The sequence below is a fragment of the Flavobacterium sp. UBA4197 genome (assembly GCF_002379575.1).
Classification (GTDB): domain Bacteria; phylum Bacteroidota; class Bacteroidia; order Flavobacteriales; family Flavobacteriaceae; genus Flavobacterium; species Flavobacterium inviolabile.
This window is the reverse complement of record NZ_DFUB01000018.1, coordinates 27,389-53,313: the sequence shown is the minus strand read 5'-3', so window position 1 is coordinate 53,313 and position 25,925 is coordinate 27,389. Positions and strand designations below refer to the sequence as shown.

Here is a 25,925-nt window from a genome sequence, read left to right as displayed (position 1 = left end):
ATCAATTAATTGAAAACGGCTACCGGATAATAACATTCGCCAGACTTTAAATTCCTGCTGTTATGAAAAAGGGATTCCATCTTAAAAAATTGCTGTTCCGCTTACTCAGTACGCTGCTGCTGCTCGGAATCATTGGCTATACCGCTTATAAAGTCAGTCCCTGGCCGACAGCTTTGGTACTCCGTTATGCTTTTGATGCCGGAGCCGAAAAAAAGTCCGGAAACCTCAAAAAATATGTCCCCGCCGGTATTACCGCCTTATACAACCGGCAATATGATACTGCGGACAATGATGCCCGGCTGGATGTTTACTATCCGGCGGCAGCTTCGTCATCGGCCACCATTGTCTGGACACATGGCGGCGGATGGTTATCCGGGAATAAGGAACAGCTTGCCAATTACTGTAAAATTCTGGCTTCAAAAGGGTTTACGGTCGTTGCGATCGATTATGCCTTAGCTCCGGCTGCTCATTATCCCACACCGGTAAAACAGCTCAATACTGCTTTAGGCTACCTGCTTCAAAACAGCCGGCAGCTGCACATTACTCCCAACCGAATGGTACTCGCCGGTGATTCTGCCGGTGCACATATCACTGCCCAGCTGGCGGCAATCTGTACGTCACCGTCGTATGCTGCGGGTATGGGTATAAAACCGGCTATCGCCCAAAAAGCCTTAACCGGCGTATTGTTGTATTGTGGTCCTTATGATCTTGGTAAAATTGATATAGAAACCGGGTTTAACGGACTGGCAAAATCAATTTTATGGGCCTACTGCGGTACTAAAGATTTTACTACCCATCCCGATTTTGCACTGGCCTCCGTGAACCGTTATGTAACCAAAGATTTCCCGGCGACATTTATTTCTGCCGGAAACGGCGACAGTCTGCTATTGCAGTCGCAGGTACTCGCCCAGCATCTTGGCCGGCTTGGTGTAACGGTAGACAGCCTGTTCTTTCCGAAAACTTACACACCGAAGCTGCCGCACGAATACCAGTTTGATCTGGACACAGAAGCCGGTAAGCTCGCATTGGAACGTACTGCGGCGTTTATTAACGAACAGCCCTGATCAGGCTTCCATCAGCCAGAAAGGGTTTTCTTTAAAAGCTTCGTAGTCCTGCAGCAAAGTGCGCTCCAGCTGTAATACAGCATCCGTTTTTAAAGTTATATCCATCTCTTTTATATAGTGCAGCAGGTTATAGCAGGTGGTGAACTGCCCGGTAGCAATAATACATTCTTTTCGTTTTTCTGCCTGATGTTTTTTATCAAACCATAAGGTAGTGCTCATGGTACGGGCTTTTTCGGCTACCGCTATCATTTTTGGAGAGGGATGCAGCGAATCACTGGATTTGGCTTCCGGTGGAAATTTAGCGCTGCTCAGATCATAAATTGTATTCTGAATTACTTTGCTTCTGTATTTTTTATTGGAAAAAAGTCCTTCATAGTACATTCTCCGGATCTGTTTCAGGTAGACATCATTCGCCAGGATGAATACTGATTTTGCCCGTGACAATACCATTTGTTTCAGGATATCAAACCGCAGCCGGAAAAAGACACTTTTATATTTTCTAAAAACGGTGTTCCAGGAGCCGGAGCTTTCTTTTTCATCGGAAACGGCTTTTACCAGAAAGGAGAAGCCATATCCCAATACCACCACACTAAAAATTCCGGTTAAGGTTCCCACCACATAGTGCCAGGGCTTCCAGTCATCCAGAAACAGCAGCATGAGCGGTAAAACGGAACCAATCCCTAAAACCCAATACCCCAGTTTTTGCAGCGTGAAATCGTTATACCATCGGCGGGTATACACCGGTAAGGTATAGGCGTCCATTAAATAGCTGCTGACGTCGCAACTGATAAACAGGTCAAATTTTTTCTCTTTACTTCTCCGCTGGTCGGCTTTTAAAAAGGATCCGATTCCCTGGTTATCGGTAATACCGCCATCCATAATGCCAAACTGCTTTTTTTCAAAATTTTTATTCTTAAAAAAGTCGGCACTATTGTAGTCGTCAAGGGTATATTCGTTTTCTTTATAGGTGATGGCATCTTCCAGACTTGCTGTATCAATGCCGGCATAGGTAAAATCGTTCGGAAAAATCATCGGTTCAAATCCGGAAGGGAAACAGGACGAACAGGCTAATATATCGGCAAGCTTCATTTTATAAGCCACTTCCCTGCTCTTCGGTTTAAAATAAATATAGCGGTTCCCGATCTTCCCGTTCGAAAAACCTTCGGTCCGGTTTTGCGACTGAAAGCGAAACGGCAAACCGTTTGAAAATTCCGTTGCATTGATACAGATCTCTTCCAGATGTGTGGCCGGATCGGGATGCGAAAACAAGCCAAAAGTTCTTCCTTCCAGCAATTGATCATATACGAGGCTGAAAGCATTGATCAGGTTAACGCTTTTTTGCGGCCGGTCTTTCCATTGCGACCGGTCGCCCAAGGTTTTGACAGCTTCCCCCAAAAGGGTATCCCCATCCAATTTTTCGGAAAGGAATTTGTAAAAGGCCTCAAACGGTTTTTTCTCAAACAGAAAAGCGCTGTACAGTAAATTTGTAATACTGCCGCCGGAAGTTGAAGAAATATAAGTCACATTGTGCAATAAGGGTTTTCCGTCAAACGGTACACGGTTCAGGTACGACAGACACCCTAAACTATAGGCTGCCGCTCTAAAGCCGCCACCTGAAAAAGCAAGCGCAATGTTTTTCATATTTTTATTTTAGCCTGCTAAAGTTACTCTTTAGCATAAAACGAACAAACTTTTTTTAGGGTTCCGAAAGAATAATAACTAAAAGGTTTCGCTTTTAAAATAAAAACACAAATTCTGATATCTGACAAACTATTTTAGCGTATTAAAACGTAATGCTGATTCTGTTATTATGCTTTTTAATTGTTGCCCAACGTCCATTTTATCGCTTTTTCTTTTGTTGCCCTGAAAATTGTTTTGTGTGTTTCTGTTGGTTCGTCTGCATAGTTCCATTTTATACCGGCAGGATTTTCACTTTTTAAAATATCCGACAATTCCTTTGTATAAGGGGCAATATCCGCGGCATCCGAACCGGCAAACCAAAATCTTTTTGCCGTTGGCGGGAACTTAGCCAAATGTTCTTTTGAAGTCCTTACCAAAGCATGATTGTTCCACCACAATGACGGGTCAAAGGCGATATAATAGTCAAACATTTCGGGTTTCAGAAAAAATGTCTCCACTACAAAAAGTCCTGATGCCGACTCGCCAAGTATTCCTTTTTTACCGGAAGTCCGATAGCGTTTGTCTATTTCCGGAAACAATTCATCATTTATAAAGGCTCTGAATTTTTCTGAACCGCCTACAACCGGGGCTATTTCTTTATCTTTTGCTACTTCGGTTGGCCCGGTCAGATCTCTTGCCCGCTGCGTATTTTCAATCCCTACCAGAATTACCGGCGGAATAGCCTTAGCTGCTACGAGTGCCGCAATGGTATTGGCTATATGCGGAAAATCTTCCTTTAAACCACCATCTGCCATATACATAACCGGCAATGAAATCGTATCGGTCTTATAGGTTGCCGGCGTCCAGACATTAATCGTTCTTGTTTCGCCAACTTGTTTAGAAGGCATCGTAAAACTATCGTGAGCCGGAACAGGATCCTGTTGTGAAACATTGCCACAACCTGTCAGTACAGTGCATATCAGCAAAATGCCATATAAAATTTTCATATTCATATTTTTATTGTTTATCGTGGTTTTTAATTTTACTATGCCTAAAAAAACTAATTGCCAGTGGTTTTTTCTTTCTCAGGTATTTTTTCCTTTCATAACAGAAAAAAAATATATTCGCTATTATTCCTGCAATACTAAGAAAAATCGCATAATATTCTTTTTTTTTACACTCCTTTTTTGAGAGCAGTACTTGTTTGTTTTTTAGGATGCTGCCTTTAAACCGGCTATAAAACAAATCTAAAGAAAAGCACTGAATATATCCTTTTGATTCCTGACTTGTTTTTACAAAATACAACTCAAACCGTTATTCCACTTTAAATTTTTTGTTTTTACAGTCTAAAATCAGTTTGTGGTTTATAAAAAGTTTATTCCCGGTCATTCCCTGCATTCCGGATCTTTTCATTAAAAAGTTCTGCATTGCCGATGTTCCTTCTATATAGGTCACTTCGGAAAGCTTCAGCTCCCGGTTCCCTATTTTTATTTTGAGAGCTGCAGGAGCGGATCTAACGGTTAGTATATTCCCCCAGGAATTGCCTTTTTCTGTCTTTATTTTTCCATTCGGCGTTTTATAGCTTTCCCATTCCTTTTTATTCGTAATCAGCTCATAGCCGCTGGTTCCCGAATCGTAAAGCAATTTCAGGCTTTCATTTCCGATTGTCGCCGGAAATATAATCCTGCGTTTTTTAAATTCCAGTCCGGTAAATTCACCATCCCGGATGTCTGTTGTTAAGGAACATAAACTGTTTTTAAAATCCAGTACAATTGTCCGTTTTTCTAACAAATCGGTTCCGATGGTTCCGATGATATTACCGGCATCCGGATGCTCAATATCAATCTTATTACCATAATCCAATACTGTAAAACGATCCGAAGTCACCTGCATGTTCCCAATGTTAAAACCTGTTGAAATTTCGTTCGGGTTGTTATGTCCCTGAAGCTGATTCCGGAATTTTGCCGGTAAAGATGCCAATGCTTTTTTATAAAACACCGTCGTTGGGGAACCCGAATCCAATTGCATATAAAATGTCTGGTCCATCCCGGTGAGCTGAACGGGTAACAGCACGGCAGCATAAGGGTTCCCGTCGGCAGCAACCCACCGTATTGTCACGTTTTTTGTAAACCCGGAAACACTCAGGTAATTTTCAGGCGATGCAAACTTTTTTTCAAAATAAAGATACCCTCCTGATAGGGATAATACGATAATGATAACGATAGCCAATGCTATTTTTCTGAATGTTTTCATGCTACTATTTTTTTGCAAGATTCAGCATTACCATTCAGTTTTACGGTAAAAACATTACGTCATTTTTACGACATCTTTATGACATCATTTATAAAAAACTGTTTTTCAACCGGATACACAAATTACTTTTTTGATTCAGACTGATGCCGTTTTTGATGACTACCCATAGTTTCAGACAAAGAAATGCAATTAAAAAGAGGATAAACAGCGGGAATTTTAGTCCTAATGCTTTTTGAACAAACGGACTTACGATCATCAGGACAGACGTAATCAGGCTCAGCAGGATCTGAATACTGACGATATTTTTTCCCAGTTCTTTATTTTTTGCGTCCTTTGTTTTGTAGGTTAAAATCAAAGGCAATATCACCCCGCCAAATGGCAGTACAAGACCCGATAAAGCCGAAAGGTTAATTAATTTTGCCCTGTCAATTCCGGTATTTTCATCGCTACCGGCAAGCAGCTTTTCGGGTTCGGTTTCCAATGATCGGGCTATTGCTTTTAAGGTAAACCCTTTGAGAGCATTCCCGGCTTCAATCCGCTGGATGGTTCGCAGGGAAAGCCCTGACTTTTCGGCAAGTTCATTTTGAGTCATATTTTTCTCTTCTCTCAAAATTTTAATCCTATTCTTCATTTTTTATAGAGATCGGTTTTTATAAACTTTCCGCTACTTGTAGTGTTGCTTAGCAAAACTAAATAAAATATTGAGAATCCACAGGTTTGTTTGAGAGGATTGAATTATGGTTTTCCGTAATTACACAGCGATTTATTTGCTGTTATTTGGCATTGCGTAATAATATTAATAGTACATAAAAACAAGTATCATGGAAACAATCCAAGCAATTAAACCCGGACCAAAAAGAAAAACAGAGGAAGGAAAGGATGATAAAAGACAGCGTGTTACACCGGACAACAAGCCAAAGCATCCTACTTTAAAACCTCATAAACATAAACCTAAAGATTAAAAGGTTTAAGTAATCTGCTACGCAAAGTTGTGAAAACTTTGCGTAATTGCAATTAATTTTCTGATACTGCAGCAGTAACCCCACCGGTTTTATCCATTTCAAAACCCAGTATACCGGCCGATCTTAGAAACTCTTTATGCGGACGGGCGGTAAGCACCACTTCTTTAGTTGTAACAGGATGTGTAAAAACCAGTTTTTGAGCATGCAACAGCATCGTATTCATTTCAAATTTTTCAAGCCATATCTTGTTTTGCTTGTTACAGCCGTGAGGACGGTCGCCGATAATCGGGTGTAAAACATGCGCCAGGTGTTTGCGGATCTGGTGCATTCTTCCGGTTAACGGGGAAGCCTCTATAAAGGAATACCGGGAAGTATCGTGTTTTCCGGACGGAATGGGCAATACTGTTTGTGCCAGCGTTTTGATGGTAGTCTGTGCTTCCTGTAGCACACCGTTGTCTTTATATAACGGATAGTCGATGTGCAATTCCTCCGGAGTAAACCCTCTCACGATGGCCCAGTATTTTTTTTCAACGGTTTTTAAGGTTAACTGTTCCGTCAGACTTTTATTTACTCCCTTATCCAGTGCAAAAAGCAATATCCCGGACGTTTTACGGTCAATCCTGTGAACAGGATATACTTTTTTGCCGATCTGATCCCGCAGCAGCTGAATCGCAAATTCGGAAGCATCCCTTGCAATAGGAGACTGGTGCACCAAAAGCCCGTGCGGTTTGTTGATTGCCACTAAATAATCGTCCTGGTAAATAATCTCTAACATAATCGTATAAAAAACCGTTCAAAAGTAAGCGTTTTTTTCAGAATGCCTCCCAAAAGCCATGATGAATTAAAATACACTAATCATTCCTAAATGACAGTCCCACCCAATTATATGCCCAAATAGCTCTAAAAAAATAAATTCTGATTTTTGTCGAATTCCGTAATTATACGTAACAATTTGTTAATTTTTATATTTAGATTTACCATTATAATTTTTAAAAAACAGCACAATGATTACAGGTACAGTAAAATTTTTCAATGAAGAAAAAGGGTATGGTTTCATCAAACACGATGATGAAAATAAAGAATGCTTTGTACACTCTACAGGGTTAATTGACCGTATTAAAGAAGATGACAAAGTATCCTTCACAGTCGAAACCGGTAAAAAAGGACCAACGGCAACTAATGTAAAACTAATTAACTAGATTTATAAAGGACACCAGTACAAAAAAACCTCATACAAGCGATGAGGTTTTTTTATTAGTATATAGCTCCGGCTTGCCCTTTGCCCTTTGCCCCTTGCTTTTTGCCCTTTGCTTATATTACCGGTCATCCGGAAGTCTGTATCGCTTTGCAGCATTATTTCCGCAATGAAAAAAACTGGGATACCAAACACCTGAAGACAAAACCTTTCTGGAAATAATCCGCCGGACAGCGTTTATGAATACTGCCGGTTTTTTTTGAGTCCCCGGTAATTTTATACTACCTTCGTCAAATCATACCAATCAGTATCTTATGTCGAAAGCTGCGAATACCCGAATGACCATTCTTCAGAAATCGTTTGATCTGATTTACCGGCAAGGTTATCAGGCAACCAGTATTGATGAGATACTGGCTACAACACAGGTCACCAAAGGGGCTTTTTATTATCATTTTAAAAGCAAAGAAGAAATGGCACTGGCACTGATCCGGGAACACATGCGTCCGGAAATGCATACCATTATGATCAGGCCGCTCATTGAAGCAGAACATCCAATGGACGAGATCTATTTGATGATGACGAATCTGCTTCAGGATACTACTTTTTTTGATGTGAAATACGGCTGTCCTGCCATTAACCTGATTGAAGAAATTGCCCCGTTAAGCGAGACATTCAACAAAGCACTTTCCCTTTTAATGTTCGACTGGAAAGCGGCTATCGTAACCAGCATTGATAAAGCAAAAAGCAGGCAGCTTATTAAACCGGAAACCAATGCCGAACAGGTTGCCGTTTTTATCATTTCGGGCTATGGCGGTATCCGCAACCTGGGAAAAATAGGCGGAAGAAGTTATTACAACAGCTACCTCGACCAGTTAAAAGCTTATTTAGACAGTCTGAAACCAGCCATTCAAAACTAATTATCGTCCTTTGAGCGGATAGTCTTTTAGCTGTGCAAAAGAATAGCCTTGTTTTTTGAGTTCCGGCACGATTACTTTCAGCGCTTCATACGTATTCCATTTCGGGCGGTTAAAATGCATGATGATAATGGCACCCGGTTTTACGGTAGTCAGGACATTATTGACAATTGTTTTTACCGGCGAAAAAGGGATCGCATCACCGGAAAGCACATCAAAACTGATGATGGTCGTATGAAGGCAACGGGCAATTTTCGCACAGGATTCGTCGGTATAGGCTGTAGCCGAACGGTAAAAAACAGGACGTCTTCCGGTAATTGCTTTTATTTTTCGGGCATTTGCTTCTATTTCATCAAAAGCATCCGGAACATCGGGTGTGCCCTTTATTCCATATTCACTTTCCCCGTCAACCGAACAGGGACGATGATTCAGTCCGTGGTTTTCAATTTCAAAAAGCGGATTTTTGCTTAGCTGTTTCAGGGTTTCCAGATTGGCATCGATCCATTTTCCGGAAACAAATAAGGTTGCCGGAATTTTTTCCCGTTCTAAAAAGGCAATGAGTTCTTTATCAAAATCATCGCCATGCGGTCCGCCGCAGGCATCAAAGGTTAAAGCCAGTATTTTTTGCCGGGTAACCAGGTCTTCGTCTACGCCTTTTACAAATTCTCCCCAATGACCGGGTAAAGCATTACGGAAAACAGTACTGATACTGTCTTTTTCCCTCAGGTAAGACTTGTCCTGATACAATTGACGGAGAAAAACGGTATTGGTATAAATGCCGGATTGTGCCAGGCAGGCGGCTACCGGAATGAACAACAAAAAGGCAATGACTATATTTTTCTTCATATCTCAAATTTATTCAGCGGTCTGTATGTCTATCAGATACGGTTTTAAGCGAATACCGTCAACTGTTCTGAAACGGCTGGTTGCATAGGATTGATAGTGTTTCCCGGGTTTTAGATCGGCTTCAAAGGTAAATGACTTTCCATCCTCCGAAAATCCGATAACATTGGCCACCCGCAAAACATGTTCTTCTCCCAACGGGCCGAAATCGAATCCCCTGAAATTTTTATGCATAACCTCCGAAAAGTGAAGGGTAATGCGAACCGGTCCGGGGCTTACATTTTTACTTCCGTCTGAAAACGGGGTGACGCTGACAACCTGCGGCCGTGCGTTGTCATAATCCGTTTCCATCTGCGCTAAAGTGCGGGAAAAGAATTTTGTTTTATCCACAAAAGCAGCTACTTCTTTCTCATGAGTATAATCCAGTTCTATCATTTCCTTAAGCGCCTGTTTTTTGTCTGTCGCCATTTCATAATAGCGCTCGCATATCGCGTAGCCGATATAATAACCCAGATCCCTTTCTTTTAAGTCGTTTTGGTTTATGCCCCAAATCCAGTTATAAGTGTTGTCCATTACCTGCATCTCCTTTTCAAATTGTTCCCGGACCGCTTTTTCATGCTTTTTTCCAAAAGCGATGGCTGGTATGGCAGCAGGTTTTCCGGTTACTTTTGTCGAAACAAATTCCGCTACACCTTCATACAGGCAATAGTATAATAAGCTGCCCGTTAGTGTTTTTTGCTGGGTATGCACATACTCATGCGTACACAACAGACCAATTTCTTTAATCGGAGTAAACGTTTTATAAAAATAATGCAGGTTTTCCGGCAGCTCACTAATCACGGTAGCCTTATCTGCCAGGGCCATTTCACTGCCAATCAATACCGTATTGTCCAAAATTGTACCATTGGTCCGGAAAGCTCCTATTGTAAAATAGACCGGAACCGGGCGCAAAGCCGGATAAGCTGCTTTTAGCCTGGCGATGTCATGCTCAATCTCCGAAGCCAGCTTTTTTGTTTTAAGGGTGTTTTTCCGGATCGATTTCCAAAACTCAGGATAATTGTTTATTGCCTTTATATAGTCTTTAGCAGTATAACGCCTTGCCTGCATTATGTTTTTCAGACCTTCGGTTCCTTTATCAAAATACATTTTTTGCAGTATATCATACTGTTTGACACTGTCTGTTGTTGCCGTTATTTTATCGTAGGCATTCCAGAAGTTGGTAACATCCGTGGCGATAATTGTTGTTTTATCATCCTGTGCAGCCATTACTGCCCATAAAAAGAAAAAAAATACTGCTAATTTCTGTTTTGCCATACTGTTGCTGATTGCTGTTTAAAAGGTTCCTAAATATAACAGGAATTATACTAAGCACAAACAAATTGCGCTGAATTCCATTATTTGAAAATGAATCTTTTTTAAAAACATACCAATTAGTATGTTTTTTTATTTACATTTGTCACCATATAAAAACAACGGTGATGTATACTTTATTACTACAATTTCATTCCCTGTTCCGATGGCTGGTTTTGTTCGCCTTATTACTCGCCCTTTTCAGATCGTTTACAGGTTATTATAAACAAACGGTGTTCACCAAAACCGACAATGCGATCCGGCACTGGACCGCAACACTTTCCCATATCCAGTTGGTAATCGGGATGCTGCTGTATACCCAAAGTCCGTTTGTGACCTATTTTTATGATACCTACAAAACGGATAAGCTGACCATCGAAGCACTGTTTTTTGGTGCTATTCATATTGTCCTGATGTTTTTTGCCATCATTTTTATCTCCATCGGTTCTGCCAAAGCAAAAAGAGTAACAGCAGACCGGGACAAATTCAAAACGATGCTCGTTTGGTTTTTCATAGCCCTTGTGATTATCTTCATTGCTATTCCATGGCCTTTTTCGCCTTTAGCCAACCGACCACTTTTAAGACCTTTTTAAATCATGCTGCACTATTTCAAATCCGCTATCGGCCGTTTACGGATCATTGCTTTTCTGGAAGGCATGAGTCTTTTGGCATTAGTTTTTATCGCCGTTCCTTTTAAATATTTTCTAAACTATCCGGAACTGTCAAAAACCTTAGGTCCCATTCACGGGGCTTTATTTCTTCTTTTTGTGTTCAATGCCTTAAGCGTTGGCGTCCAGCAAAAATGGACCTTCCGGGAAACTACTTGGAAAGTTTTACTCGCCTGTGTTATTCCGTTTGGCACATTTTATATTGACCATACCCTGCTTCGCAAAATAAAAGATACCGATTAAGCCATGAAAAATGCCAAATGGGTTGTCGTGTTATTGCTGCTTTTTAGTCTTACCGTTACCTACTTTAGTGTACGGGGCTCCCGCCCCATTCAAAACAGCTATGCCTTCCCGAAAAAACTGTCGGCTTTACGGCTGTTTGCCGGTCCGATGTCGCTTTTAACCCCGGATGAAGGTGTGGAAGTACTGGAACTTTCGGCTACCTTGTTTACCGATCATGCCGAAAAACAACGGCTTATACGGCTCCCAAAAGGGACAAAACTAGTTGTTAAAGACGACGGACTTCCTCTATTTCCGGAAGGGACATTGCTTGCCAAAACATTTTATTACCCGTTGGCCAACAGCAAAAGACAGCTGATCGAAACCCGTATTTTACTGCTTAAAAATTCCAAATGGAATGCGGTTACCTACCAATGGAACCGCGAACAAACGGAAGCATTCCTGATTACACAAGGTGCTACCGTAACCGTAACTCTGGCTGACAATACAGTGATTAACTACCAGATTCCGTCGGCCACAGCCTGTACTTCCTGCCATCGTGCTGGCGATGTTTTACTGCCAATCGGTCCGAAAATGCGCAACCTCAACCGGATGGTAATGCTGGATGGAAAACAGCACAACCAACTGGATGTACTGCAGGCCAAAGGTTTGCTAAACAATACCACTGCTTCCCCAAAAATTACCGCATTACCCAATTATAACGATACCGGCATTCCGTTGGAACAACGTGCCCGGGCGTATATGGACCTCAATTGTGCCCACTGCCACAATCCGGGTGGAATGGCCGGTAATCAGACACTAAAACTGGACTATGCGGTTCCTTTCGGGAAAAGCGGTATTGCCATAAACAAACTCAATATTATTTACCGTATGGAAACCAAAGGGGATTTCCACATGCCTAAATTAGGAACCACCGTTACCGATACCGCAGGGCTGACACTCGTGAAAAACTACATTAAAAGCCTAAATAATTAAAAACAGGTTTTGATTTGATTGATGATTGAAAACTCTTATTGTTAATTTGCCCTGTTTTTTTCGTCAAACTTAATGTTGCTTGTAGCGCCTTTTACTTTGTTGTTACCAAAGTTGTAGGTAGCACTCAGCGTTAGTGTCCGCCCGTCATAATAGTTATCGTATGTTGTGCTGATGGTTGTATAGGTGGTATTTCCTCTGCCTCTGTCGGAACGGAATACATCGTTTATAACGGCATTAACCTGTAACTTTTTATCCAATAGCGCCATTTTTAAACCCGGAGAAAACTCATAGGAACCTTTTATATAGGAATTTCCATAGGTGTACGGTAATGCCTGCCAGAAATTAAGCAACAGGAACATGGTTTTGTCCTTATTTAACGTTATCGTATTATTGGTCGTATAGTAAAAGGAAAACGACTGCTGCCCCACAATGTCAGCATATAGCCCTTTCGTTTGGGTATGATAGGTATTCAGATTTACGGAACTTTCCCAGAGGCTGAAAAACGTATCAACATAATTCACCGTTAACCCGGTTTTGCTTTCGCGGAAATAATTCTGGTAGCCTACAATTTTATAGCCGTCATTAAAGTTTACTACCTGTCCGTAATTATCGTCACTGAATTGCTGGTAAAGCGTAAACGATAGTTTATTTTTAAACGAATACCCCAATTCTATATTGTCGTTATAGGACGGCTGCAACAACGGATTTCCTTCTGCATAAGTATAGGTATTGGAATACCAGCGGTATGGGTTCAATGCTCTGAAAAACGGCCTGTTGATCCGTCTGGAATAGTTAACCGAAAGTGCGTGATTATTAGTGGGTTTGTAAACCACATATAGCGACGGAAACCATTTCCCGTAATGTTTTGTTGTCTTCTCTCCTGTTGCCGGCGTCAAGCCTTCAATAATGGAATATTCATAACGCAGCCCCGCTTTTGCCGACCACTGCTCACTGAAGTTTTTATGCATACTGAGATAGCCTGCCAGATTTTGCTCGTTGTAACGAAACAAGTTACTGTTGTTCGGGTCCAGTACATATTCATGCTGTAAAAAGTTGAAATACTGAATATCGGAAGCATTCCGGAATAGTGTATATTTTGTTCCGGTTTCCAGATTGACCCAGTCGTATGGCAATACCAGATCGGCCTGACCGGACCAGATGGCATAATCAATGACGCTGTAATTGCGAACAGTTGTGCTTTGCTCCGTTTGCGTATTCAGTGTCCGGAAGTTTATTTTGTTATCCGGAATATTGGAAAAATAATTCCCGGTAATGTTTAGCTTTTTGCCTAAAGTATCCAGTTTTTGTTCATAAAATACACTCAGCGTATGCGACGGAACATTATAGCGGTGTTGCGAATTGGTTGTCAGCAGTGAATCTGTCACGCTTCCGGTTTTATAAATGGATGCATTATGAATATCCATATTGAGTTTCCCCATATTAAAATCATAAATAGCGCCTATTTTAGATTTTTCAGACAGCGTATAATCCAGACTCAGGTTCCCACCTATTCCCTTATTCATATCTTCCCGGACATCCGTACTGTAAACCGAATTATCGCCCTGAACACTGGTTCGTTCTACCGATTTCTTTTTACGGTCGTAATGCCGCAGCTTTAAGGAAGTACTAAATCGCTCCGACTGGTAATTCAAGGCTGCAATGTTTATATAACCGTTGAACGTTTTGCGCACATAGGTGGACGATACATTTCCGCTCCATTCCAAAACCGGATTCTTTTTAAGGATAATATTAATGATTCCGCTATTTCCCTGGGCTTCATATTTTGCCGGAGGCGTTGTGATCACTTCTATTTTGGCAATATTGTCTGAACGGAATGCTTGCAGGTAATTGACCAGTTCACTTCCCGAAAGGTTAAGCATCCGGTCGTTGACCATAACCGAAACACCGCTTTTCCCGACAATCGAAATCCCGTTATTCGCATCTACTTTTACCATCGGGGTATTGCTCAAAGCCTGTGTGGCATCCATTCCCTGGGAAGCAACGCTGTTTTCGACATTAAAAACCAGCCGGTCCACTTTCCGTTCGATGAGTTTTTTCTTCTTTTCGATGACCACCTCCTGTAATACTTCTGTATTTCCAATTTTCAGGTCGCCTAAATCGATATTCTTGTCCAGCTGCAGTGGGCTGTGGTAAACCGTTTTGCCAAGCCGGTTAATTTTAAGCGTATAATTGCCTTCAGCTGCTATTATTTTAAAATTGCCTTTTTCATCGGAGAATTCTTTTTTTACGATCAGGCTGTCGTTTGTTTGCAGCAGAATTTCCGCCAGATCGACTGAACCGGCAATTCTTCCGGAAACCGTATATTGGGCTTGTGCCCTACTCCAAACAGCAACAAGGGCTATTACAATAAAAAGTAGACGCATATTTTGTTTTGATTTTTTGAGGTTACGGCTGTTCCGCTTCGAAACAGCTTTTTAGTTGTTTTACGGCAATAGTCTTCCTGTCCCGTTCTTTATCAAAAGAGGGTACATGGTGTAGTCCTGTTGTTTCGGCACCGGCAATAGTTTCCCGCATCCGGAACGGATGTTCTTAAAAAACAGGAAACTATCAGGGTTAACAACGAAGGGTTGGCCTGTTTAAGACTGTCGTAATTTACGCTTACATTTTCATGATTTTTACGTTGCCGTAAGTAGATTTAATCGTCATCGTGTTGGCACCGCTTTTCTTGTAAAATCCGGTATAGGTAGTCGTATTTTTAACCGTTGTTTTGTTGGCATCCAGACCGGAATTGTCCGTTAAGTTGGCATACGTAAGTTCAAAATTATAATTAAAAGGATAGTTATCGGCATGACCGATTGTAATTCCGGTATATCTGGAAATTATGCTCACATTATTCGCTTTTGCTTCTATCCCATTAATCGTTATCTGCCCGTAATCGGACGTAAGCGCGATATCTTTTGAGAGCTGTCCGAAAACCATTGTTGTGTAATCGCCATCCCCTTTAACCAGGTCGGCACTGCCAATAGTAAGCCCGCCGTACTTTGATTTAAAATCCAGTACATTGACCTCTTTTATTTTTGCCTGTGTATAGTTGTTCACCAGGTTTAATTTATCGGATTTATTCAGTGTAAAATCCGAATAATTGGCTGTCAGCACACCTTCTTTCAGGTAACCGATAGTTGAAGCACTGGAATAGCTTATCTCGATAGTGTTGCGGCTGCCAAGCAGTTCATTAGCCGTAAGCTTACCGTAACGGCAGTTGATATTTGCTTCTGCCAGCAGTTTATCGACTGTAATATTGCCAAATTTGTTTGCCAGTTTTACGCTTCCGTTTTTGGGAATTTTAATCGTATAATTGATTTCGATACTCAAATTGGATTTGCTTTCACCCATTTTATCCAGAACCGTTGTGGCCGTTATCCTGTTTTTCAAAGCTTCCAGATCAATACGGATTGCCTCAATTCTTTTGTTAACGGCCGCTTCGTTGTTGCCACTAACCTTAATGAATACTTCAATGGCCGTTTTAGCCTCATTCCAGGTTGTCACATAAATGTTTCCAAAGCTGTTGCTGACTTCCAGATGGGCATCCGGGTTTACTAAATATGTTTTTTCAATCTTTTTTTCTTTGCTGTATTTACCCGGATTGCCATTACCTGCAATAAGGAAAGACGGTACTATTAAAAGAAACAGCATTATTTTAGAGCATATTGTTTTCATGTGATTTCTTATTTAGTTTATTATTATTGTCTATTTGATGCAATACATCTTCCAAAAAGGATATTCTTGTTTTCAGATTGGTGAGCATTGCAAAAATCAGCTGCTTGTTTTCACCATTATGAAGAAGCTCGAGCTTAATTTTTTCATAATCGCTATCCAGTTTTTGCATCTGTATAATCGCATCTGCTATGATTTTTTTGTTTTCGGGTGTATCGCGTTCCGTTACTTTTTCCAATTCATTGTCAATGATCGCTGTAAAATAGAAATGTATTTCCTGTACTTTCGGAGAAGTATCTGCCCATTCTTTTGCTGCCGGAGTCTGGTGCTGGTAATACATAAAATAAGACCCTATACACAGGATAACGGAAGCCGCTACAGTTACCGGCATCCAATATCTGGTTTTCTTTTTCTGTTGTATCTTATCAAAAAAACGCTCCTGGTGTCCTGATTCCGGTTCTTCAAAATCCCAGTCTTTTTCCAACCGGTTAAACAGCGTTGTTAAGTTGTCTTTTTCCTCTTTCATCTTACGGCTTCATTTAGTTTTATTCGTAATTTATCTTTTGCCCTGCTAATCATTGTCCGGCAGTTCATTTCTGTTATTCCCATGATCTGGCTGATTTCTTCCTGATCATATCCTTCTATCAGAAACAGCGTTAAAGCGATCCTGTAATTGTCCTGCAGTGACTGAATCGTTTTCATAACCTGTTGTGCTTTCAGGCTGCTGTAATCCATTTGCGTGTTATCGTCCGGAATGTCTTCTACTTTATTCAACACCGGATGCAATGCTTCCGTTGCCATTTTATGCCTCTTTTTGTAATTGTCGATACTCTTGTTCACGACAATCTTTTTAAGCCAGGCTCCAAAAGAAACTTCCTTTTTATATGCGTCCATATTCAGGAAGGCACTCAGAAACGATTCCTGCATAATGTCTTCCGCCCAATGCTCATCCTTCACAATACGATAGGCCGTATTGTACATCGCTTTATAAAACCGATTGTAAATTTCAAATTGGGCACCCCGGCTTCCGTTCTGGCAGCGTATAATTAAATTGTCGATATCGTTTGGTTTCGTTTCCAATGAAAGCATCAGGTTTTTATATAAAGACAGTACTTTTTTTGAAATGTTACACTTTTCAGAAAATAATATGCAAAATAGTATCAATATTAAAAAGATACCACTATCTCCTCAAATTATAGCGCATAAAAAAAGCCGGCACTAAGCCGGCTTTCATCATATCGTGATAACAATACTTATTTTTTAGACCATTCCAGGATAGAATCCTTGTTCATCTTAACATAGTCACCATTGTTTTCTTTTTCAGCACCTGCCAACGATAATTTTGCTGTATCAATAGCGCCTTTTTTATCGCCCAGTTTCGCCTGAACCAATGATTTCAAACGCAAATACCAGAAAGGTGGTTCTTTTTTCATTTCAATAGCTTTGTTAACCCATCCTAAAGCTTTGTTCATATCACCATTGGATTGATAATAGTACTGAGCTGCTGAGAAATAATCATTCTCTGTTGGACCTGCTAAAACATTTTCGATGCTCTTAGCGGCTATTTTTTGTGTAGGCACTTCAAACTTAACGGCTACCAATGTTTTTTCCCATGAAATTTCAAGGTTAGCATAGTCGTTATCCAGGTTGTTTACCGCAATAGTAAAAGTTTCTACTTTTCGGCCTAACGTTTCCGGTTTTACCGTTGTACGCAACGCTACTTTAGACTCATCCCATTTTTCAGGATTCCCCCAGTTATCTGTTGAAGTGTAAAAAATCACATCCCATGAATCTGCTTTTGGCAGTGTATAAAGGGCATATTTTCCTTTTTTCAACGTTTTACCGTCAATTACAACATCATCACTAAAAGAGATTGTCGTATTCGCGTTTGCTCCGGTTCTCCATATTTTTCCGTAAGGAACCAATTCTCCAAATACTGCTCTCCCTTTTGAACTTGGACGGGAATAATCCAACTCCACCTGGGTCAAACCAACTACTTGTTCCAATTCTGCTTTTGGACTCGCTTGTGGTGCTTTTACCTGCGCTTCAATGGCTAAAGTTGCCATAAAAAATGCTGCAGTTATAAAAATTTTTCTCATAACTATTGTCTGTTTATTAGCGAACGAATTTACTAAAAATTAACACTTAAAATGTTAATTTTAATTTAAAAGAAAAAAATGCTGTTTAACGATTTCATAAAAAAATTAAACAGTTGTACTTTTACCAAAAAAGTATGAGACTTTATACCTTACATACCAAACAAAAGCTTCCCATTACAGTGGATGAAGCCTGGGATTTCTTTTCAGATCCGGGCAATCTGAATGTGATTACACCGGATAACATGAAATTCCGGACCCTATCCGGTGATAAGCAAAAAATGTTTGCCGGACAGATCATCCATTACCGGATTTCTCCTTTTCCCTTAATAACGATGCAATGGGTTACCGAAATCACACATGTTCAGGAAAAAAGCTTCTTTGTGGACGAACAGCGGTTTGGTCCTTATAAGTTTTGGCACCACAAACATTTTTTCAAAGCCATTGAAGGCGGCGTTGAAATGGAAGACGTAGTACATTATCAGGTTCCTTTTGGTGTTTTAGGCGAATCGTTTCATCCGCTTATCGTAAAACCCAGGCTGAAAGCTATTTTCGATTACCGGAAAGCCGCATTAATCAAGCGCTTCGGGGAATACGATCCGAATATTAAAACATCAAGGTTATAACAAATTATATATGACTATTTTTTGGTTCAGAAGAGATTTACGACTGGAAGACAATATCGGTTTGTTCCACGCACTCAACAGCGGGGAACAGGTACTCCCTGTTTTTATTTTTGATCCTGATATCCTTACCCAGCTGCCGGAAGACGATGCCCGCGTAACTTTTATACACACCCTTTTGTCTAAAATCCAGGAACAGCTCTTAAAGAAAGGAAAATCCCTTGCCGTATTTCACGGAAAGCCGCAGGCGGTTTTTCAAACACTTATTGCCAGTCATAACATCAGCACCGTCTATACCAATCATGATTATGAGCCGCTGGCACGAAAAAGGGATATGGAAATCTATAGCCTGCTAAAAGAACATCATATTGCTTTTAAAACCAGTAAAGACCAGGTTATTTTTGAAAAAAATGATGTGGTTAAAGACGACAGAACGCCTTATGTGGTGTACACTCCCTATTCCAAAAAATGGAAAGAAAAATTCCGCGGCATTCAATTGTCCCGGTATCCTTCTGAAGACTATCTGGACAACATTAGCACCCACGCCTATCCGTTTTTAAGCCTGGAGGACATTGGATTTAAAAAATCGGCTATTACGGTAAGCCCTTTTGATATTTCCGAAAAATTAATTGACCATTACGAAGCCACCCGCAACTTTCCTGCTGTTTCAGGAACGTCAATGCTGGGAACCTATCTGCGTTTTGGAGCGGTAAGCATCCGGAAAATGGTTCAAAAAGCATCCGAAAGCCGTTATGAAACTTTTTTAAACGAGCTGATCTGGCGTGAATTTTTCATGCAGATCCTGTGGCATTTTCCACATACAGTAAACCGTAGTTTCCGGGAAAAATACGATGCTGTTGTTTGGGAAAACAATGAAGTTCTGTTTCAAAAATGGTGTGAGGGAAAAACCGGTTATCCTTTTGTTGATGCCGGAATGCGGGAACTGAATGCCACCGGCCACATGCACAACCGCGTACGCATGATTGTTGCCAGTTTTTTATGCAAACACCTGCTGATAGACTGGAAATGGGGCGAAACCTATTTTGCACAGCATTTACTGGACTACGAACAATCCAGCAATGTCGGCAACTGGCAATGGGCAGCGGGCTCCGGTGTTGATGCCGCTCCGTATTTCAGGATCTTCAATCCCACCGAACAGATCAAAAAATTTGATCCGGATTTGAAATACATAAAAAAATGGATCCCGGAGCTGGAAACCTCCCTTTATCCCAAACCGATAGTCGATCATAAAGAGGCACGGGAAAAATGCCTTAGTGTCTATAAAAAAGCCGTGGGATAATTTTACATTAGTCCACGGCTCAATACCTGTTATTCTATAAAACGATTCTGTTTTTTATCCCTTTCACCGTTTCAAAATTGATCTCATCAAAATGGTTGATTTCAAAATCGGCTTCTGTTAAATCCTGAAGTTTGGAATTGGCACTGTTATAGGCCAGACAGAAAATATCTGCCGCTTTGGAAGCTCTTACCCCATTGGTACTGTCTTCAATAACGATACAGTTTTCTTTTGGCGCCGCCGATAACGAAGCGGCATGCAGAAAAATGGCCGGATGCGGTTTCGATTTCGGAAAATCCTCTCCGCTCACCGTATGTGTAAAATACGGATGCAGTTCAAAACGGTTAAAAACCCTTTCAATAGTACCTTTGGAAGCAGAAGATGCCAAAATAAGCTGCATCCCGTTTCCATGAAGATCCACGATTAATTTACGCACTCCTTCAATCAGTTCTAAATCTTCCTTAGTATCGAAAGCATCGTTGAATAAAAAACGTTTCCGAAGGATCAGTTCTTCCACATCGTGCGGCAAACCGAAAGCATCTTTTAATTTCTGGAAAACATTACGGGTGGAATTCCCGGTAAAAGTGGCATACATTTCTTCTGAGACTGCGATTCCCAATTCTGAAAAATGTTTGTAGTAAGCATATTTATGAACCGGTTCCGTATCTACGATTACGCCGTCCATATCAAAAATCACTGTTTTAATCATTGTGTTGTCGTTGTTTGTGCAAAAGTACGGCTTATTGTTTTATTTTTCCAAAGCGGAAGCGAACAATCCGTTTTTATAACGGTTCTATCCGGCTGAATAATAACACTTCCAAATGATTTTCGGCTGAAAATGAATTTTTAATTAAACTTTTTCCTTTACCTTTAGTCTAATTCACAAACAGCATGGCTTTTGCAGGACGAAAAAACATTTATCAGCGAATTATTGAATCCGAAAACGCAGAATGAAGCGTTTCGAAAGCTGCTATCCGAATACCAGCGTCCGCTATACAATCATATCCGGAACATCGTTATCAATCACGACGATACCGACGATGTTTTACAAAACACTTTTATCAAAGTATTTAATAATCTGAATGGTTTTAAAGGCGAAAGCAAATTGTTTTCCTGGATTTACCGTATTGCTACGAATGAAGCCATTACATTTATCCATCAGAGAGCCCGGAAAGCCGGTGTTTCCAGCGAAGAGCTGCAATCGAAAGCCGTGAATAACCTGGAAGCCGATGTGGATTATGACGGCGATGTCATCCAGCTGAAATTACAGAAAGCTGTGGCTACCTTACCGGAAAAACAACAGCTGGTTTTTAAAATGAAATATTTTGAAGAACTGAAATATGAAGATATGTCGGAAATTTTAGGAACCTCCGTAGGCGCCTTAAAAGCGTCGTATCATCATGCTGTTAAAAAAATTGAAGAATATTTAAATTCCGATTAAACCTTTTTTTCGGAACCTTGTCAAATAGATAACATGAATATGAAATAGCGGTGTTTTACTATATAAATACCGTTTATGAAGCACGAAAACTGAGAATAATGAAAAAGTTTGATTTACATAACGATCCGAAAATAACCTCCGGTTTTAAAACTCCGGATGCTTATTTTGAAAAATCCGCTGCGGAGATAATGGCGAAACTACCGGTACCAGAAAGTGGTAAGGTCATCGCATTGCCCCAGCGAAAAGTAGTCTGGATGTCGGGCATAGCCGCTTCCCTACTATTGGTATCCGGATTGTCTGTTTATTATTTTGCCGGCACACCGTCTACCGGAAATTTAGACGATGCCGTGGTGGAATCCTACCTGCAGGCCAATGTGAATTCTTTCGACATTATCCAGCATCTTGATGAAAAAGATATTAAAGAACTTGAAAAATCCATCGTTTTAAGCGACGATGCCGTAGAGTCCTATTTATCCGATAACAACAATTTAGACCTTTATTTAAACGAATAATACCATGATTGCAAAACGAATCTTACCGTTTATACTTTTACTGATTTCCATCACCGGTTTCGGACAGGATTTCAAAGAAAAAAGAGAGCAGATAAAACAGCTTAAAGTTGCTTTTATCACGACAGAAGTAGGACTAACAACCGAAGAAGCCACTAAATTCTGGCCTATTTACAATACTTTTGACGAAAGGCAGTTTGAACTGAGACATAAAAAAATGCGCGGTTTCCAGAACAATATGAAGGATGATGCCATTGATAAAATGACCGAAAAAGAAGCACTTGCTTTTCTAAACCAGATTGAAAATACGGAAGAGGAACTGTTTAACCTGAGGCTGAAACTGATAGCCGATTTAAAAACGGTTTTAAGTCCTACCAAGATCTTAAAATTCAAAAAAGCAGAAGACGATTTTAACCGAAAGCTGTTGCGACAGATGAGGGACCGAAAATAAAAAAAGGAGCTAAATGCTCCTTTTTTTATTGAAATTGAAATCGAAATCGTATTATCTTATTATTTCCGGCAGCTACAGCCGTTTTGGAGTCCAAAAAACGCAGGGTAAACAAATCTTTGTAGTCTGCAATTTTACGCCAGCTCGTTCCCTGGTCAGCTGAGTAGAAAACTCCCGAAGCTCCTACTGTCAGCAATTCCTGTCCTTTACTGTCCGGAAAAAACTGTACACAGGAACCATACCCGAATCCTTCATGCTCCGCGATGCGTTTCCATGTTTTACCGCCATCGGCAGTACTGATTTTGTTACCAAAATTCTGTTCCGGTTTTTCATAGTTCCCGCCCACTGCAAATCCGGTCATTTCATCATAAAAAGCAGCCGAAAATATTCCGGTCATCGCTTCGCCCTGAACTATTGGCGTTGCATACGTTTTCCAGGTCATTCCTTTGTCTGGTGAATAAAAAACGTTTGATTTTTTCCCACCGGAAACAATCCAGGTATGTGTGCCTTTTATAATAATATTGGTATTACTGGCTGCAAAAAAAGCTTCACCGGCAGCGATTTCCGGTAAAGCACCGCAGTTTATTTTGGTCCAGCTTTCTCCGCCATCCCGGGTTATGATCAGGGAAAAACAATTTTCGACCGGATCGCCCACAGCAATTCCTTCCTTATCATTCCAAAACTGCATGCTGTCGTAAAACACTTTTTCTCCTTTTTCGGCATACACTAAAGCCGTATGTTTCCCGTCTTTTGAAATCCGGTACAGCAAACCGGGGTTACCGATACTCAGTATAAAAACATGCTCTTTTGTCTGGGCAATACTTCTGAATTCTAACTTTAAATCGTCTTTGGTCACATGACCGGTAAACGTTTTGCTTTTATCCAGCGTAACATAACCATACTTCCCATTGTTTCCGGCATACCAGATCCGGTTGCTGTCTGCAGCAATTGCCCGGATACTGATTTTCTCCGTCAGTAAGGTGTCCGCAATAACTTTTGTAAAGCCGGACCTGGGTGTGGTGGTGGTCGTTTCCGGATTTTCGGATTTTGTTTTCAGTTTACACGAAAAGCAAATACAGATAATGGCAAGCAAAAAGCCTTTTTTCATTTATAAAATTTTAAAAGGCTAATTTACAAAAACAATGCTGCGATTACAGTCTTTTATTTTTACCGTCCAAAAGGTGCATCCACAACATTCGGGACAGCCTGAAATTGAACGTGCTCAGCAATACAGACATGATGGCAATTAAAACCACGATCGTGACAAAACTGTGTACGAAAAACTGAATGATCAGGAAGAAAATAACCATTTCTGCTACGGCTACTGCATAGCTCACAAACATGGAACCAAAGAAGTAACCCGGTTCTTTTTCAAACTGATGGTCGCAATGCGAACAGCGTTTGTTCATCTTCGGCATTTGAAAAAGCAGTATGTTTCCCTTTTTCTCAAAAACTTTTCCCTCTCCGCATTTAGGACATTTCTCGGTAATAATATTCTTTAAAACTGACATATTCTTTTTTTATACAAATTTCACAAGAATTCCCGTTTTAGCTATAGACTAATTACACTATATTTTGTACTTTTCGGACACAAAAGCAACCCTCCCTTACCCCATGCAAACGGCTATTCTCGATATCAGGCAATTCGATGCCACCGGAAACCGGAAAGAGTTTTACGTGAATACTATTGAAAATCACATCATTACCAACCACCGGAACATTCACAAACCCCATAAACACAATTTCTATCTTGCTGTACTATTCACGCAGGGAACAGGAATTCACGAGATCGATTTCACGACTTATGCAGTAAAGAGAGGCAGTTTGTTTTTTCTGAATCCCGGACAAACCCATCACTGGGAACTTTCCGAAGACATTAGCGGTTATATCTTCTTTCACACCCAGGCTTTTTACGATTTGCACTTTACCCGCAACAGGGTTACGCATTTTCCTTTTTTCTATAGTGTTCAAAACTCGCCTTATCTGGAATTGGATGAAAAAAACTGTTCCGGTTTCACAGCGCTGTTCCGGGATATTTATACCGAAAACCACGCAGATCACTTTTTAAAAAACCAAATAATCCTTAACAGTATCGACCGGCTTTACATTGAAAGTACGCGGCTTTATATTGAAAAAAACACTCCTAAAATAATAACCCAGAATGCGTATGCCATCCGTTTCCAGGAACTGGAACAATTAATTGAAAAGCATTATAAAACCGAAAAATCGCCCTCGCAATATGCCGACTGGCTAAATGTGAGTCCCAAGCACCTTAACCGTATTACCCAGTCCATGGTTGGCAAAACCACTTCCGATGTGATACTGGACCGTGTTTTTCTGGAAGCCAAAAGGGAACTGATCCGTTTCAAGAATAATTTTGCCGAAGTTGCCCTCCAATTGGGCTATGACGACTATGCCTATTTCTCTAAACTTTTCAAGAAAAAATGCGGGGAAACACCTTCGGCGTTTATTAACAAATACAGATAGGCAATCAAGACAATAATTTGCTTATCTTTGCAAGCTGATTTTTACACAGATGAGATTACACAGAAACTTAGTTTTTACCGTTATAGATTCCATTATGGCAATCTTCAACGAGGGAGAATATGCCGATAAGGTTGTTGCGAGAGCATTAAAAAAAGATAAAAGATGGGGAAGCAGCGATAGAAAATTCGTCGCAGAAACCATTTATGAAATAGTACGCTGGAAACGTTTATACTGCGAAATTGCAGAGGTAAAAGAACCTTATGACAGGGATAATGTCTGGAGGATTTTTGCAGTTTGGGCAGTTTTGCGCGGTTATACGCTTCCGGACTGGAAGTATTTTGAAAGTACACCGGTTCGAAAAATCAAAGGCCGTTTCGACGAGTTGTCAAAAATCAGAAAATACAAAGAATCCATTCCGGACTGGATGGATGAATTGGGTGTTCAGGAATTAGGAGAAGCCCTTTGGTCAAAGGAACTGGCTTCACAAAATGAGCAGGCTAAAGTTATTTTGCGTGTAAACACTTTAAAAACAACGAAAGAAAAACTTCGTGCCATTTTAATGGACCTGAACATCGAAACGGAATTCGTAGAAGGATATCCGGATGCTTTGGTACTTAAAGAGCGTGCTAATGTTTTCCTGACACAGGCTTTTAAAGACGGCTTTTTCGAAGTTCAGGACGCTTCGTCACAATTAGTGGCCCGTTTTCTGGATGTAAAACCGGGTATGCGCGTTGTGGATACCTGTGCCGGAGCCGGCGGAAAAACACTTCACATGGCATCGCTGATGGAAAATAAAGGGCAGCTTATCGCGATGGACCTTTATGAAAGCAAACTAAAACAATTAAAACTTCGCGCCAAAAGAAACGGGGCATTCAACATTGAATACCGTATTATTGATACAACCAAAGTTATTAAAAAGCTTCATGAAAAAGCCGACAGGGTTTTAATTGACGCACCTTGCAGTGGTTTAGGAGTACTGAAAAGAAATCCTGACAGTAAATGGAAACTACAGCCGGAATTTATCGATAACATCCGAAAAGTTCAGGCTGAAGTATTGGAAAGCTATTCTAAAATTGTAAAACCCGGAGGAAAACTGGTATATGCTACCTGTTCTATTCTTCCATCGGAAAATCAGGAACAAGTCAAAAAATTCCTTGCTACAGAATCGGGTAAAAACTTCGAATTTGTAAAAGATGTAAAAGTATTGGCATCCGAATCAGGGTTTGACGGATTTTACATGGCTTTATTTGATCGGAAGATATAAT

Annotated in this window: 30 protein-coding genes; 14 read left to right on the top strand and 16 right to left on the bottom strand. The window is 40.6% G+C overall.

The features are described 5' to 3' along the window. The first annotated feature begins 62 nt into the window (after positions 1-62). Positions 63-1,064, top strand: coding sequence for an alpha/beta hydrolase (locus tag B3394_RS10235; RefSeq protein WP_286919826.1), 1,002 nt, complete (start codon positions 63-65; stop codon positions 1,062-1,064). Here B3394_RS10235 and B3394_RS10230 read toward each other — a convergent pair whose 3' ends face one another. From B3394_RS10230 to B3394_RS10215, 4 genes are all read right to left on the bottom strand, one after another. Beyond that, positions 1,065-2,705 carry a patatin-like phospholipase family protein gene (locus B3394_RS10230; RefSeq protein ID WP_286919818.1) on the bottom strand — a complete coding sequence of 547 codons (1,641 nt, stop codon included), beginning with the start codon at positions 2,703-2,705 and terminating at the stop codon, positions 1,065-1,067. 176 nt (positions 2,706-2,881) lie between these two features. Continuing rightward, positions 2,882-3,697 (bottom strand): alpha/beta hydrolase, encoded by an 816-nt coding sequence (locus tag B3394_RS10225; RefSeq protein WP_414654267.1) that lies wholly within the window; start codon positions 3,695-3,697, stop codon positions 2,882-2,884. Between the two features lie 301 nt (positions 3,698-3,998). Continuing rightward, the gene (locus B3394_RS10220) at positions 3,999-4,937 is read right to left on the bottom strand and encodes a hypothetical protein (protein WP_286919814.1); all 939 of its coding nucleotides are present in this window, start codon (positions 4,935-4,937) and stop codon (positions 3,999-4,001) included. Between the two features lie 88 nt (positions 4,938-5,025). Then, a complete protein-coding gene (locus B3394_RS10215; RefSeq protein WP_286919808.1) occupies positions 5,026-5,568 on the bottom strand; it encodes a helix-turn-helix domain-containing protein in 543 nt (180 codons plus the stop codon). A 190-nt stretch (positions 5,569-5,758) separates the two neighbouring features. On the opposite strand from B3394_RS10215, the gene B3394_RS10210 reads away from it, so the two are divergent. Then, positions 5,759-5,899, top strand: a complete 141-nt coding sequence (locus B3394_RS10210; RefSeq protein WP_177733329.1) for a hypothetical protein — start codon at positions 5,759-5,761, stop codon at positions 5,897-5,899. A gap of 52 nt (positions 5,900-5,951) precedes the next feature. Here B3394_RS10210 and B3394_RS10205 read toward each other — a convergent pair whose 3' ends face one another. Further along, complete coding sequence (locus B3394_RS10205; RefSeq protein ID WP_286919806.1) at positions 5,952-6,674, bottom strand: pseudouridine synthase; 723 nt, start codon at positions 6,672-6,674, stop codon at positions 5,952-5,954. Positions 6,675-6,903: 229 nt separating this feature from the next. Here B3394_RS10205 and B3394_RS10200 point away from each other — a divergent pair, with 229 nt between their 5' ends. Both B3394_RS10200 and B3394_RS10195 read left to right on the top strand, forming a co-directional pair. Continuing rightward, the gene (locus tag B3394_RS10200) at positions 6,904-7,098 is read left to right on the top strand and encodes a cold-shock protein (RefSeq protein WP_177733326.1); all 195 of its coding nucleotides are present in this window, start codon (positions 6,904-6,906) and stop codon (positions 7,096-7,098) included. A 310-nt stretch (positions 7,099-7,408) separates the two neighbouring features. Beyond that, on the top strand, positions 7,409-8,011 hold the full coding sequence (locus B3394_RS10195; protein WP_177733324.1) for a TetR/AcrR family transcriptional regulator: 603 nt from the start codon (positions 7,409-7,411) through the stop codon (positions 8,009-8,011). Here the strand turns inward: B3394_RS10195 and B3394_RS10190 are convergent, their stop codons facing one another. Beyond that, positions 8,012-8,854, bottom strand: coding sequence for a polysaccharide deacetylase family protein (locus tag B3394_RS10190; RefSeq protein ID WP_286919781.1), 843 nt, complete (start codon positions 8,852-8,854; stop codon positions 8,012-8,014). Between the two features lie 9 nt (positions 8,855-8,863). Then, entirely contained in the window at positions 8,864-10,165 is a 1,302-nt protein-coding gene (locus B3394_RS10185; protein WP_286919767.1) for an Ig-like domain-containing protein, read from the bottom strand. 164 nt (positions 10,166-10,329) lie between these two features. On the opposite strand from B3394_RS10185, the gene B3394_RS10180 reads away from it, so the two are divergent. Genes B3394_RS10180 through B3394_RS10170 form a run of 3 tightly spaced genes read left to right on the top strand, consistent with a single transcriptional unit; the run spans position 10,330 to position 12,084 of the window. Then, positions 10,330-10,794, top strand: a complete 465-nt coding sequence (locus B3394_RS10180; protein WP_286919726.1) for a hypothetical protein — start codon at positions 10,330-10,332, stop codon at positions 10,792-10,794. Between the two features lie 3 nt (positions 10,795-10,797). After that, positions 10,798-11,112, top strand: a complete 315-nt coding sequence (locus tag B3394_RS10175) for a DUF3817 domain-containing protein (protein WP_286919723.1) — start codon at positions 10,798-10,800, stop codon at positions 11,110-11,112. A gap of 3 nt (positions 11,113-11,115) precedes the next feature. Further along, positions 11,116-12,084: a hypothetical protein gene (locus B3394_RS10170; protein WP_286919705.1), complete on the top strand. Its 969-nt coding sequence runs from the start codon at positions 11,116-11,118 to the stop codon at positions 12,082-12,084. Positions 12,085-12,125: 41 nt separating this feature from the next. Here the strand turns inward: B3394_RS10170 and B3394_RS10165 are convergent, their stop codons facing one another. From B3394_RS10165 to B3394_RS10140, 6 genes are all read right to left on the bottom strand, one after another. Next, positions 12,126-14,468 carry an outer membrane beta-barrel family protein gene (locus tag B3394_RS10165; RefSeq protein WP_286919701.1) on the bottom strand — a complete coding sequence of 781 codons (2,343 nt, stop codon included), beginning with the start codon at positions 14,466-14,468 and terminating at the stop codon, positions 12,126-12,128. Positions 14,469-14,490: 22 nt separating this feature from the next. Further along, a complete protein-coding gene (locus B3394_RS10160; RefSeq protein ID WP_286919691.1) occupies positions 14,491-14,619 on the bottom strand; it encodes a hypothetical protein in 129 nt (42 codons plus the stop codon). A gap of 84 nt (positions 14,620-14,703) precedes the next feature. Next, positions 14,704-15,762 (bottom strand): hypothetical protein, encoded by a 1,059-nt coding sequence (locus B3394_RS10155; protein ID WP_286919670.1) that lies wholly within the window; start codon positions 15,760-15,762, stop codon positions 14,704-14,706. After that, positions 15,743-16,285, bottom strand: coding sequence for an anti-sigma factor (locus tag B3394_RS10150; RefSeq protein WP_177733308.1), 543 nt, complete (start codon positions 16,283-16,285; stop codon positions 15,743-15,745). The genes B3394_RS10155 and B3394_RS10150 overlap by 20 nt, the downstream gene beginning before the upstream one ends. Continuing rightward, on the bottom strand, positions 16,282-16,848 hold the full coding sequence (locus B3394_RS10145; protein ID WP_273246084.1) for an RNA polymerase sigma factor: 567 nt from the start codon (positions 16,846-16,848) through the stop codon (positions 16,282-16,284). Before B3394_RS10145 ends, B3394_RS10150 begins: the two co-directional genes overlap by 4 nt. A gap of 164 nt (positions 16,849-17,012) precedes the next feature. Beyond that, the gene (locus B3394_RS10140; protein ID WP_177733304.1) at positions 17,013-17,858 is read right to left on the bottom strand and encodes a DUF2911 domain-containing protein; all 846 of its coding nucleotides are present in this window, start codon (positions 17,856-17,858) and stop codon (positions 17,013-17,015) included. 134 nt (positions 17,859-17,992) lie between these two features. On the opposite strand from B3394_RS10140, the gene B3394_RS10135 reads away from it, so the two are divergent. Together B3394_RS10135 and B3394_RS10130 are read left to right on the top strand one after the other, a co-directional pair. Further along, positions 17,993-18,481 (top strand): SRPBCC family protein, encoded by a 489-nt coding sequence (locus B3394_RS10135; protein ID WP_273246083.1) that lies wholly within the window; start codon positions 17,993-17,995, stop codon positions 18,479-18,481. Positions 18,482-18,491: 10 nt separating this feature from the next. After that, on the top strand, positions 18,492-19,778 hold the full coding sequence (locus B3394_RS10130; RefSeq protein ID WP_286919646.1) for a cryptochrome/photolyase family protein: 1,287 nt from the start codon (positions 18,492-18,494) through the stop codon (positions 19,776-19,778). A 34-nt stretch (positions 19,779-19,812) separates the two neighbouring features. Here B3394_RS10130 and B3394_RS10125 read toward each other — a convergent pair whose 3' ends face one another. Further along, the gene (locus tag B3394_RS10125; protein ID WP_286919592.1) at positions 19,813-20,484 is read right to left on the bottom strand and encodes an HAD family hydrolase; all 672 of its coding nucleotides are present in this window, start codon (positions 20,482-20,484) and stop codon (positions 19,813-19,815) included. 189 nt (positions 20,485-20,673) lie between these two features. On the opposite strand from B3394_RS10125, the gene B3394_RS10120 reads away from it, so the two are divergent. The 3 genes from B3394_RS10120 to B3394_RS10110 all read left to right on the top strand — a co-directional run bounded on the left by B3394_RS10120 (position 20,674) and on the right by B3394_RS10110 (position 22,176). Beyond that, complete coding sequence (locus tag B3394_RS10120) at positions 20,674-21,216, top strand: RNA polymerase sigma factor (protein WP_177733297.1); 543 nt, start codon at positions 20,674-20,676, stop codon at positions 21,214-21,216. Positions 21,217-21,314: 98 nt separating this feature from the next. Then, complete coding sequence (locus tag B3394_RS10115; protein ID WP_177733295.1) at positions 21,315-21,728, top strand: hypothetical protein; 414 nt, start codon at positions 21,315-21,317, stop codon at positions 21,726-21,728. Positions 21,729-21,732: 4 nt separating this feature from the next. Further along, the gene (locus B3394_RS10110; RefSeq protein WP_177733293.1) at positions 21,733-22,176 is read left to right on the top strand and encodes a sensor of ECF-type sigma factor; all 444 of its coding nucleotides are present in this window, start codon (positions 21,733-21,735) and stop codon (positions 22,174-22,176) included. A gap of 25 nt (positions 22,177-22,201) precedes the next feature. Here B3394_RS10110 and B3394_RS10105 read toward each other — a convergent pair whose 3' ends face one another. Together B3394_RS10105 and B3394_RS10100 are read right to left on the bottom strand one after the other, a co-directional pair. Continuing rightward, the gene (locus tag B3394_RS10105) at positions 22,202-23,281 is read right to left on the bottom strand and encodes a WD40/YVTN/BNR-like repeat-containing protein (RefSeq protein WP_286919553.1); all 1,080 of its coding nucleotides are present in this window, start codon (positions 23,279-23,281) and stop codon (positions 22,202-22,204) included. Positions 23,282-23,324: 43 nt separating this feature from the next. Next, the gene (locus B3394_RS10100; RefSeq protein ID WP_286919552.1) at positions 23,325-23,684 is read right to left on the bottom strand and encodes a DUF983 domain-containing protein; all 360 of its coding nucleotides are present in this window, start codon (positions 23,682-23,684) and stop codon (positions 23,325-23,327) included. A 103-nt stretch (positions 23,685-23,787) separates the two neighbouring features. Between B3394_RS10100 and B3394_RS10095 the strand changes: the two genes are divergently transcribed. Both B3394_RS10095 and B3394_RS10090 read left to right on the top strand, forming a co-directional pair. After that, positions 23,788-24,660, top strand: coding sequence for a helix-turn-helix domain-containing protein (locus B3394_RS10095; protein ID WP_286919517.1), 873 nt, complete (start codon positions 23,788-23,790; stop codon positions 24,658-24,660). Between the two features lie 49 nt (positions 24,661-24,709). Next, positions 24,710-25,924, top strand: coding sequence for an RsmB/NOP family class I SAM-dependent RNA methyltransferase (locus B3394_RS10090; protein WP_273246076.1), 1,215 nt, complete (start codon positions 24,710-24,712; stop codon positions 25,922-25,924). Position 25,925: the final 1 nt, after the last annotated feature.